Here is an 11,704-nt window from a genome sequence, read left to right on the forward strand (position 1 = left end):
TGGTTATTGGACAACCGGATTGCACTCCGGTGAAACAGTTTTAAAGTAAGCCAGCCATAATCCGACTGACACAAAGGAGAAGCTTCCCAAAATAACAAATGCCATATCGTACCCCATACTCTGGGCAATCCATCCGCCTACTGCCGGGCTCAGCGCCGCGCCGATACCCTGAATCGTCATGACGGCCCCCTGCCCGGCGTTGATGCGCCCCGTGCCGTTCAGCAAGTGGGCGACTAACCCCGGCACGGCCACACTTTGCAGTCCCGCGCCGATGCCGTCGAGGATCTGTACCGGATAGATTCCGAAATCACTGCCCATATTCGCTGCGATAAACCCGCGGATGGGAAGGGAGATAAAAGAAATGAATATCACGAGCCAGTACCCTCGTTTGTCGACCATCTTCATCCCCACCAAAGAAGCACCTGCCATCACCAGCTGCGCAATAATGACTGTCATGGCAACAAACGCCGATGCATTTTGTTTTGACCCGGCTGCGGCAGCCATCCCATAGAGCGGCAGCAGGGCGGCATTCCCCAGGTGAAAACAGGCGAGCGCCAGCGCGAGTATCAGCAGGGGTTTCCGGCCCGCAAGAACCGTAACAGCCGGGGTATCTTCACCTTCTTCGGCCTTCCCCGATCCTCTGGCAGCCTGATTGTCGATGCTGCCCGCCGGAATTGCCCAGGTACTCAGGACAACCAGCACGCCGAAAAGTGAAGAGAGCAGGAAAATCGCCGTCATACCCCACCTCATTCCCAGGTAGCCTGACAACGCTGCACCGACGACATTTCCGGCATGGTTAAATGCCTGGTTATAGCCATTCTCCCGGTTGAAACCGGCCTGCCTCGCGATTCCGAGCGTTATCGCTATTACAGCCGGACCAATCGCCGCTCCCGCTACGGCAATCGCGACCTGCGACAAGGTAACCATCCAAAAGCTGTCAGAAATCAGGACGAGCGACCAGGCAAACATGATGCAGAGACACGGTATGGTCACAAACCGGCGTTTGTCCGGGACGATGTCGATGATTGCCCCTGCCGGAGCAATCATCAACATACCCGCAACTCCGCCGATCGTCATCACGGTACCGATAGGCCCGCTCTGCCAGCCCCTGCTCAGCAAAAAAATGCCCAGAAACGGTCCGATGCCTGCCTGAACATCTGCCATGAAGAAGTTGAGCGCTCTCAGCGACCATAAAGGCCATTGAGTACCGTGCGGCGGGATCGGTTTCATATCCTTACGTTCCTTTGCTTTTCGTTATCGGACCAGATAGGTATTGCCGGAGATGGAAAGCGTCCTGGCATCAACGGTATCCAGGTTGTCGGCTGTGACTACTCCTGCCGGTTTCGCCCGCTGCACACCGGTACCCGAAAGACTGATTCCGGGTTTGAGGTACTGACTCAGTTGCCCGACAGCCGCCGGCGGCAGGTTGATGAGCATTTTCCCGCTCAGGATCAGACCGTTAATCATACCCCGGCGATCGTGACTAAGCTCGGTGATATTGCCTTTGAAATCCTTCGCCCGCTCGGCAGCCGGATCGGGCAGCGCGGCAGGGACATTGTCGGAAACGACCGTCTCCCCTTTCCGGAGGCTGTAGAGGTGGAAGATGGGGCCCTCCGGCGTCTCGTCCTGCGCACCGCCAAGCGATACTGAGCTTCCGGCCGGAGCCACTTTCAGAAGCTGGGCAGCCAGGTGGGCCGGAAACCGGATTGCCAGCGTTGAACCGGAGGACTGGAACGTGAATCCGTCGTATTCGCGGCGGTCGTTTGTCGTGTACTCCAGAATCTTTCCGTCAAGAGTAGTCAGTTGTGTGACAGCGCCCGGCCGTGCCGGTGGCGCAGGAGCCATCCCCGGACGATGAGGTGGTGCGGGAGGCGGCGGAAGAAGCTGGCCGGGTTGCTGAGCATAGCCGGCCGTGGCACACAGGGCGATGGCGACGGCAACGGTGATTTTTTTCAGTTCGCTTTTCATGTCAGTTTGTTTTTGATCTTAACGGGATCAAAACTCCTGCTGCGACCTGAAGACGGTATGAATCGGGTATTAATTTTCCTTCATCTCCGTACTGCCTTTGAGACGTATATCTGCGCGTTCATCCCGAACCGTTCGGGATCACAACGACATTCCTCATCAACGAGGCGATGTCGGACTATTGGTACATTACCGGAAGATCGTTTGAGTCGTGATCAGGCATCCAGCAAAGCGATTTTCGCATATGCCTGCTCCACCATATCGGCCAGCCGCCGGGCAACCATACGGGCGTCCCGCTTCTTTTGTTCGACTTCTTCGGGCGTCGTGTCCCCCAGAAACCGGGCGATCTGCGTCTCCAGCGTAGCGTTGTCTTCTACCAGCCAGGCTGCGTCCTGAAGCAGCTCCCAGGTGTCGGCCTCTCGCCTTCCGCAAAACAAAACCGGAGAACCGGAGCATACCGCGCTCACCGCCTTCGACGGCACAGCGATGTGCGTCCACCGCGGCAGCAGGCTCACCAGCTGTATATCAAGCCAGTGCAGCTGACTCCGGGGAATGTTTTTGAGAATGGTAATGCCTGGCCGGTCTTGTGCCAGGCGCAGCAGGGCCTCCGACTTCGTCCCGTACAGCGCCAGTATAAGTTGCTGTTTCTGCGGGTCAATCTGCCGGATAACCTGCTCCAGAAACACAGCCGAATGCGCCTCCCCCACGTTCCCGGCATAACCGAGGTATAGCTTGCCATCTTCCTTTCTCCAGGCGGGTCGGGATTCGTCACGGGCCTGATCCAGCAATACGCCGCAGGGCAACAATATGGTTCTGACTGCTTTATGATACTTCCGGCGAATCAGTTCAGCCTGGTTCGGCCCGAGGGCGATCAGTGTGCCTGGCGCGTTCCGGTAGGTTTTACGCAACACCCAGCGGTAGATCGGGTTGGTGGCTTTGATCTTTCCGTCAGCAACAAAGCCCTCCGGAAACAAATCCATACTCCAGAGCGCCCATTTCCGTTTTCCCAGCAGCCACGACGCCCAGAAGGGCAGCAACGGCGGACTGGTCATAACAATCATGGGGCCTTTGTTGAGACGGATGGCCTTCCGGAGAAGCAGGAAGCCGTCGAGCGGACCGGCAATAAACCGCAGCAGGGGATTTTTTCCCTCGTAAATCGTCCGTACCGGATGGGTAATCCCGACAGGCTGCCGGACAGCCCCGCCCCCGTCATACGTCCGGTCGATGTGCACGATATGTACTTCGGTACCGTGCCGGTCGATCAGGTACTGGGCAAGGTCCCAGGCTGATTCTCCCGTGATGCCGGGATTAGGGGGATAATGTCGGTTGACGATCGTGAGGGTACGCATGCGAGAAACTGCCGGATGGGCGGCAAGGTGCAAAAATAGTCCATCTGTAAGCGTTTCCGGGCGCTGGTATTCCCCGAACGCAGGATTTTCTTCCTATTTTACCTTCGGAAAAAACGCTGCTTCATCCAAACCTCATGAAAACCGACAACTTCGAATCCCCTGATTTTTACGGACTTGACGATCTGCTTTCGGAAGAAAACAAGCTCGTCCGGCAGTCCGTCCGTGACTTCATCAAAAAGGAAGTTTCACCTGTTATTGAAGACTATGCCCAGAAAGCGGAATTTCCACGGCATCTCGTCCGGGCTTTCGGCGAGCTGGGCGTCTTTGGCCCTACCCTGCCGCCGGAATATGGCGGCGGCGGACTGGACGCCCTTTCCTATGGGTTAATGTGTCAGGAAATTGAGCGGGGCGATTCCGGCCTGCGGTCAACGGTCTCGGTTCAGAGTTCTCTCGTGATGTGGCCGATCTACCAATATGGCTCCGAAGAGCAGCGGAAGAAATACCTGCCCAAACTGGCATCCGGCGAATGGCTGGGGTGTTTCGGGCTGACCGAAGCCGACTTCGGCTCCAACCCCGGCGGGATGCGTACCCGCTTTGAAGACAAAGGCGATTATTATCTCCTTAACGGGTCGAAGATGTGGATTTCCAATTCGCCCTATGCCGACCTGGCCGTTGTCTGGGCTAAAAACGACGAAGGCCGGATACGCGGCCTCATTGTAGAGAGAGGAATGGATGGCTTCACAACGCCGGAGATTCACAACAAATGGTCGCTGCGGGCCAGCATCACCGGCGAGCTGGTTTTTGATAATGTGAAGGTTCCGAAAGAAAACCTGCTTCCCGGGGCAGAAGGCCTGCGCGGACCGCTGGGCTGTCTCGACCAGGCCCGGTACGGCATTGCCTGGGGAGCGCTAGGCGCCGCGATGGATTGCTACGATACCGCCCGCCGGTACGTAGCCGAGCGGATTCAGTTTGATAAACCCCTGGCATCTTTCCAATTGGTACAGAAGAAACTGGCGGAAATGCTGACGGAAATCACGAAGGCACAGCTGGTTTGCTGGCGGCTCGGTACGTTGAAACAGGCCGGTAAGGCAACGACCTCCCAGATATCCCTCGCCAAACGAAACAACGTGGACATGGCATTGACCGTCGCCCGGGAGGCCCGTCAGATGCTCGGTGGAATGGGTATTACGGGCGAGTATCCGATCATGCGGCATCTGATGAACCTGGAGTCGGTCGTCACGTACGAAGGTACCCACGACATTCACCTGCTCATCCTCGGCGCGGAAATTACCGGCATTCCTGCTTTCAAATAGCTATTTCGTTTTGTTTTCGAGGACAACAAACGGGGTTTGCCGGTCCCAGAACGGCTTGAAGTGATCGAGGTTATTGAATCCGACGGAGAAATTTCCGAGTACGAGGTCTTCGTCGCCGTCGCCGTCCAGGTCGCCGGAATCCATACACATCCAGCGGCCTTCCTTTTCGATCGGCAGCCCGTGCGCGCGAAAATGGAGGGGTTTGTCCTGTTCAAACAGGATGAATCCTTCCTTCGGCCGTTTCTGAAAATCGGCGAAGAACGCGATGGTGGCGAGATCCAGGTCGCCGTCGCCGTCGAAATCCCGGGCAATCACCTTTGTTGCGCCGTTTACCGGATAAAACCAGGCCTGCTTAAACCGGAAATCCCCTTCATTCAGGTAAACATACACGCCGTGATACGGCTTGAGAATTTTGGAATAATCGCTGTTGTCGCCCGCCGTATAGATCAGATCGGGTTTGCCGTCTTTGTTCAGATCCGAGAGCTGAAAACCCGTCGAACCCATCAGCGGCGGAAAACGAAGCAGGTTTTTCGCTTGAAAGACACCCTTACCGGTATTGGTAAAGAGCCAGAGACCTTCGTCGGCATGCGCCATCAGCGCCATGAAATCCAGCCGGCCGTCGCGGTTAAAATCACCGGTTTCAATTTGTGTAGCGCCGGGTACTTCGTGAATGATCTGGGTTTCGTAGGTACCGTCGGCGCGGGCGGTGGAGAGGTAAATACCTCCCTGATTATGTCCGAAACCGCAAATAAGCCAATCGGTCAGGCCGTCTCCGTTAAAATCACCGGGAACAGATTGTACCGGCCGCTGAAGCTGGGTCGCGATGGGCGTTACTTTTTTTGATGCGAGGTCAACCCGGACGAGCTGCCCGAGTTTCTGATCCACCGCCATCATACTTCCGATCGCGGTAAAATAGGCTTCGCCAGGCTTGGCAAATACCGCCTCTACCGGCATGGAGGGCAATTCCGGCGCGGCAGAAGCCTTCAGGTCTTTCGACCAGCGGGTCAGAAACGGAGGATCGGCATCACCGGAAAAGACCGTCCCTTCGTGCATTTTCACCATCAGGGTCATCGCCGGGCGGGATCCGGGTGCCGGCTTCTTCAATTGAAAAACGGACCAGTCTTCGAGAAGCGGTTCACGCTTTTCTTCCCCGAGGCTATCCGGCGCGTTTTTTTCGAAATAATCTACCAGTTTCAGCCACTGCGCGAAGGAAAGCGCCGATTTCTCCTGGCTGTTCGCCACCTGGTAATACTCTCCGTACGCCGAGACGGGTATGCCCAGTTTCGGCGCCATGGCAGGCAGGACGTGTTTGAGCCATGTTTCTTTATCGAGCTGGCCGGGTTTAACCGGCAGGTGGCAGGAACTGCAATAGGTTTGGGCGAGTTGCTCGCCGGTTTCCTCTTTGGGGGCGGAAGGACCGCCGCAGCCGGACAGTATCAGGGTCAGAAAAGCAAAAGGCAGCCAGTGGAGTCGCATCGTGATTATTTTCCGAAAAATAAAAGGAAAGAGGCAGACGATCGTCTGCCTCTTTTACCTGGCCATTCTACTGATTACTAATAACTGGGATTTTGTGTCAGGGTCTTCGTCGTTCCCATCGTTGTCAGGTCAATCTGGCGCTGCGGAATCGGGAAGTACTCATTCTTACCGGCCGTAAAATGTCCGCCGGTGAGGTCTGTGGTGATCTTGCTTTCGTAGGCGATGTAGGCGTTGAGCGTCGCTTCGGCGATCCCCCAGCGGGACAGGTCAAAGAACCGGTGACCTTCCATTGCCAGCTCCAGTTTCCGCTCAAAATAGATCGCTTTCAGTGCGCCGGCTTTGCCGAGAGCTGCGAACTTACCATCCGGATAAACTGAAATTTTATAATTGGCAGCCGGAGTGGTTGAAAAGCCCGCCATTGGCTTTGTTTCGTCCTGATACTTATAAACCCAGCCGGTTTTGTTTGCCGCCCGGGCACGGACCAGGTTAACATACTCCTGCGCCTTTGCGAGGTTGCCAAGTTGTGCCTCCGCCTCGGCGGCCATCAGGAGAACATCTGCGAAACGGATAATCAGCACATTGATAGCCGTACCGGGTGCCCAGGAGTGGTTGTCGGCATACTTGTCCTGATTGTATTGCCAATAGACATTCTTTTTCGGCGAGTACGGCCCGGCATAAGGCTGACTGCGAATCCAGGTCTGACCAGGGTGATTGCCCCAGTCAAGATAAGGAATGCCGCGACGTCCAACTGTCCAGTCAAGCCGGGGATCGAGGGCCGTTTGATCCGGATCAAAAGTAGTCGGTTTCTCGGCCGTCGAACTGGCGAGGCCCATGTCATTTTTAACAGCAGTCTGGTTGTACGTGTCCACATACGGCAGCCCGTCTGCGTCTGTCCGATACGAATTCACCAGATCCTGAGTAGGCTGGTAAAATCCGCAGCAGCGGAAGGGGCTTTGATATGGAAAATTCAGCATCTGGCCCGAGTTAGCATTGTCGATGGCATTTGTACCATCGTTTGCAGCCATCTGAATCGCAAAGACGGACTCTTTGTTATTCTTTGCCGCTGCATCAAAGTTATCCTCGTACTTGTCGGTCAAGCCATACTTCAACCCATTGGAAGTTACGCCGCTGGAAATCACCTGATCGAAGGCTGTTTTGGCGTCCTGATATTTGTTTTGATACAGGTACGCCTTGGCCAGGTAAGCAAGAGCCGCCCATTTATTCACACGGCCCACCTGACTTTGGGTAGCAGGAAGATTGTCGGCAGCGAATTTCAGATCGGCTTCAATTTTGGGCCAGATATCTTCCGTATTCTGCTTTTTAAAATCGTCGACATTCGGCTTCGCGTAGTCTGTTGTTGTTTCGTCAATCCAGGGAACCATCTTGAACATTTTCTTCAGTTCGAAGTAATAATGTCCCCTCAGAAAGCGGGCTTCCGCCTCGATAGTCTTGGCATCTGCATCCGTGATATCCTTCGCTTTCTTGAGATAGAACAACGTAGTATTGGAACGATTCACGCCTTCGTATACCGCCTTCCATTTACTGTTGAAGAAACCGTTGCTGGCATCGTGACTATACTGCATGATGGAGTTAATCCCCGCCTGATCGCTACCATCCGAGCCTTTGTGAGCGTCGCCACCGGCTACGCTCCCATAAATCCAGTTGCCCGGGGCAGCATCCCAGGGGTTGGCGGCGCCTGCACCTACTCCATCGAGAACGGCGTAAGCGCCAACAAGTAGCGTTTGTACACCGGCATTGCTCTGTAGCTGCGAGTCATTGAGCGCACCTAGCGCAGGCTGGTCAAGGAAAGAATTCTGGCATGAAGAAATCGCGAGGCTGACAGCCAGAACACTGGTTAATTGGATGTATCGTATTGCTTTCATCGGATTCTTTTCAGATTAGAATGACAGGTTCAGACCCAACAGGAATTGACGCTGATTCGGGTAAACCCCTTCGTCGATGCCGAATGAAGTATTGTTCGAAATCGACTGGTTGAGGCTTCCGTTAGACGAGTTGTTGGTGTTCGCCGTCGTTCCGATTTCAGGATCCAATCCCGAGTATTTTGTGATCGTGAACAGGTTTGCCGATTGAACATATACGCGCAGACGTTGTACACCAACCTTCTTTAGCAGCGCCGCAGGGAACGTGTAGCCGAGTTGCGCATTTTTTGCACGGAGATACCCTCCTTTTTCAACATAATACGAGTTCGGTACAGTAGTAGTACTGAAAGAACCGCTGTTTTCCTGAATCGGCGCTTTTGCGTTCATATGCTCCGGAGTCCACGAATCGTAGTAGGCGGTCCGGCTCTTTGCTCCGGCGAAGTTGGGATAGAAATCCGTCCACCACCGTACGTTATTCCAGATATCATTCCCCTGAACACCGTACAGGAAGATGCTGAAGTCCCAATTCTTGTAGTTCAAACCCAGGTTGACACCGTAGCTGAATTTCGGATTCGGGTTTCCAAGGAACGTCCGGTCGTCAGCGGTGATCTGACCATCGCCGTTTACGTCTGCATATTTAAACCGACCAACGGCGACCTCATTCTGATAGACGGCACTTGCATTTCCGGTCTTCGCACGGGCAGCAGCATTCGCCGCATCGATTTCTCCCTGATTATTCCAGAATCCGTCGATTTTATAGCCAAAGAACTGGCCGATCGAATGCCCTACGGCGTTCCGAACGATATTGCTTCCGTTAAAACGGCGTCCTTCCTGATCAAAATAGCTGGTACCTGTCGCAACGGTGAGGATCTTGTTGTTATAAGTAGTCAGTGTTCCCGTGACGTTGAAGGTCAGATCTTTCGTAATCGAACCATTGTAGGTAATGGCAAGATCAACGCCTCTGTTGCGCATTTTCGCTATATTGACGTAAGGCAGATCCCCCTGGCCGGCCGAACCGGGCATTTCCGGGTTGTATAACAGATCCTTCACTTCCTTCACGTAATAGTCCGCAGTTACATCCAATTTACCATGGAACAGCGTCGCGTCAATCCCGATGTTTGAGTTTACGTTCTTTTCCCATTTCGCATCCGGATTTCCAATGTGCGTACGCTGAAATCCTGAAATGATGGACGTCGTGGTGCCGGCGATGTCATAGAAGGAGCTGGCCTTAACCGCGCCGTAGGTAGTGAACGGGTTGATCGCGAGTACATTCAACTGGTTACCCATAATACCGTACCCCCCGCGAAGTTTCAGGTCAGTGATCCAACTGACGTTCTTCATAAAATTCTCCTGAGAAATCCGCCAGCCAGCGCTGAAAGCAGGGAATACGCCGTACTGCGTGTTCAGGAAGCGGGAAGAGCCATCGCGGCGAACCGTCGCACTGATCAGATACTTCCCGGCATAACCATAGTCAACTCGTCCAATCAGGGAATACAGGGCGTCCGCATACCGGTTACTGTAGTTTGTCGGCGTACCTGAGCCAGTCGAAAGATTGACATAATTCGGATCAAAAGAGAAATAACCTGTTGTAGTACCACCCAGGTTACGGCCACGGTTCTGGTAAGCTTCCGTACCTACCAATACTTTCAGGTCATGCGTATTGTTGAACGTATGCGAGTAGGTAGCCGTGTTGGTCCATGTCCAGTTAAAACCGTTGAACGCATTCTCGGTGTAGCTGTTGGTAGGCGTATTTTCGGAGTTTTCGTATTCCGGGTAAGCAAATGAGTGAAAAGACCCCGAAAAGAGTTCGCCCCCGAAACTGGACCTTACCGTGACGTCTTTGAAAAGATCCGCCTCGATATACATATTGCCAAACAGACGGTTATTCAGTCCGCCGTTGTTGGCGGTACGGCGCTGAATGGCAACCGGATTCTTGGCATTACCCATTCCGACACCATGCGAACCAGCATAATTGCCGCGAATGTCATACACCGGTATGATCGGTTGCATACGGAATGCCATACCAATAGCGCTACCTTCTGTTAATGCGTTGATCCGGGGGTTGTCGGTCACAGAAAACGCCAGGTTTTCTCCGATACGAACGTGATCGGAAATGTTGTACTGGCTGTTTGAACGAATCGTATAGCGTTTTACATACGTATTGAGCAGCGTACCCTGCTGGTTGAAATAATTCAGCGAAAACAGATAATTCCCCTGGTTTCCTCCGCCACTAACCGAAATATTGTGGCTTTGAATCGAAGCAGGTTTGAAGATTTCATGGAACCAATCTGTCCCCCCCTTATTCGCTTTTACAATCCGGTTAAACCTGTCCAATTCAGCAGAACTTGTATAGTTCGGATTAACGAAATAAGTGGATTCATCAACCGTTTGTGCACCAGTAGGCTCGATGTAATTGGGTAACACCGGGGTCGCTCCGGAACCATATTGCTGATCCGTGACGGGCACATTGGGAGCCGAGTTTTTCAACGCCCGGAACTTCAGATTCGCCATGTCCTGCGGCGAAAGAATATCCCAGACATTTCCCTGCTTCACGCGTTGCGTACCGTAGTAAGCGTCATAGGTTACTTTCACCTTGCCGCTGCCGCGCTTGGTCGTCAGGATGATGACCCCGTTGGCTGCCCGTGAACCGTAGATGGAAGCCGAACCGGCATCTTTCAGTACCTGCATCGACGCGACGTCGTTCGGGTTGATATCCGCAATGTTCTGAGTCGGCACACCGTCCACAACATACAGCGGCGTGTTGCTGCCGAACGTGTTCAAACCCCGGATACGGATCTGCGGCGCTTCGCCCGGCTGACCGGAACCAAGGACCGTCACCCCGGACGCACGACCCTGCAACTGACTGGTAATCTGAGAGGTAGGCTGCTCGGTCATTTGCGATACGTTGATCACAGAGACGGCGCCCGTCAGGTCTTTCTTTTTCTGGGTACCGTAACCGACAACTACCACCTCAGAAAGTTGTTTGGTATCGGCTTCGAGAATCACGACAAAGCTCGACTGGTTGTTGATTTCCACTTCCTTCGTCACATAACCAACCGATGAAACCACGAGCGTACCCTTCAGTTCGGGCAGGTTGAGGGTAAACTTACCCTCCGCGTCGGTATTGGTACCTATTGTGCTGTTTTTCAGGCGAATAGAGCTACCCGGAATACCCGAGCCTGTGGCGTCGGTGACCTTCCCCGTCACCACAATCAACGGCAGGTGGTTCACAAACGACATCCCTCCTCCTGAAACCGGAGCCCGTACAGGTATCTGGCTGCTGGCACGGCTCAGAATGATGACACCGCCGGAGACTTCGTAATTGAGATTCAGGGGATGCAGCAACTGATCCAGTAACCGGCTCAGGCTCTCGTTCGAAACGGAAAGAGAGACGCGCCGGTCCGCCTGGATCAGGTGAGAGCTGTAGACAAATTTGATGCTGGTCAGTTTCTCAACGGTCCTGAGAACCTGCTTGACCGTTTGCCCCTGCACGTCCAGGGAGATCCGCTTGCTGAGCACGTCCTGGGCTTTGCTTTCCCGCGCAAAGCTCACCCCCGCGAGTGTAATGGCCAGTACTAGTTGCATTACTGTTATTCTCATAATAGTCAACAGTACTTGTTTCCTTTTTTTCATACATTTGAAACTGTTTTGTTGAAATGCGATTCGACAAAAAACATCCACCTGCAACCCTGCGACTGGTTGCATCACGTAAAGTGAAAAA

The 11,704-nt window shown here is 53.8% G+C and carries 7 protein-coding genes; 1 reads left to right on the forward strand and 6 read right to left on the reverse strand.

From position 1 onward, the window contains the following. Window positions 1-3 precede the first annotated feature (3 nt). The 3 genes from BLR09_RS03650 to BLR09_RS03660 form a co-directional block, all read right to left on the reverse strand. Entirely contained in the window at window positions 4-1,230 is a 1,227-nt protein-coding gene (locus BLR09_RS03650; protein ID WP_093197953.1) for an MFS transporter, read from the reverse strand. Between the two features lie 24 nt (window positions 1,231-1,254). Continuing rightward, window positions 1,255-1,968 (reverse strand): hypothetical protein, encoded by a 714-nt coding sequence (locus BLR09_RS03655; RefSeq protein ID WP_093197954.1) that lies wholly within the window; start codon window positions 1,966-1,968, stop codon window positions 1,255-1,257. A 212-nt stretch (window positions 1,969-2,180) separates the two neighbouring features. Next, window positions 2,181-3,314 (reverse strand): glycosyltransferase family protein, encoded by a 1,134-nt coding sequence (locus tag BLR09_RS03660; RefSeq protein WP_093197957.1) that lies wholly within the window; start codon window positions 3,312-3,314, stop codon window positions 2,181-2,183. A 134-nt stretch (window positions 3,315-3,448) separates the two neighbouring features. Here BLR09_RS03660 and BLR09_RS03665 point away from each other — a divergent pair, with 134 nt between their 5' ends. Continuing rightward, window positions 3,449-4,627 (forward strand): acyl-CoA dehydrogenase family protein, encoded by a 1,179-nt coding sequence (locus BLR09_RS03665; protein WP_093197959.1) that lies wholly within the window; start codon window positions 3,449-3,451, stop codon window positions 4,625-4,627. On the opposite strand, the gene BLR09_RS03670 is transcribed toward BLR09_RS03665, so the two are convergent. The 3 genes from BLR09_RS03670 to BLR09_RS03680 all read right to left on the reverse strand — a co-directional run bounded on the left by BLR09_RS03670 (window position 4,628) and on the right by BLR09_RS03680 (window position 11,568). Next, window positions 4,628-6,103 carry an FG-GAP repeat domain-containing protein gene (locus BLR09_RS03670; protein ID WP_093197962.1) on the reverse strand — a complete coding sequence of 492 codons (1,476 nt, stop codon included), beginning with the start codon at window positions 6,101-6,103 and terminating at the stop codon, window positions 4,628-4,630. Between the two features lie 77 nt (window positions 6,104-6,180). Further along, the gene (locus tag BLR09_RS03675) at window positions 6,181-7,986 is read right to left on the reverse strand and encodes a RagB/SusD family nutrient uptake outer membrane protein (protein ID WP_093197964.1); all 1,806 of its coding nucleotides are present in this window, start codon (window positions 7,984-7,986) and stop codon (window positions 6,181-6,183) included. Window positions 7,987-8,001: 15 nt separating this feature from the next. Further along, on the reverse strand, window positions 8,002-11,568 hold the full coding sequence (locus BLR09_RS03680; protein WP_176785440.1) for a TonB-dependent receptor: 3,567 nt from the start codon (window positions 11,566-11,568) through the stop codon (window positions 8,002-8,004). Window positions 11,569-11,704: the final 136 nt, after the last annotated feature.

This window comes from Siphonobacter aquaeclarae (assembly GCF_900103285.1).
Taxonomy (GTDB): Bacteria; Bacteroidota; Bacteroidia; order Cytophagales; family Spirosomataceae; genus Siphonobacter; species Siphonobacter aquaeclarae.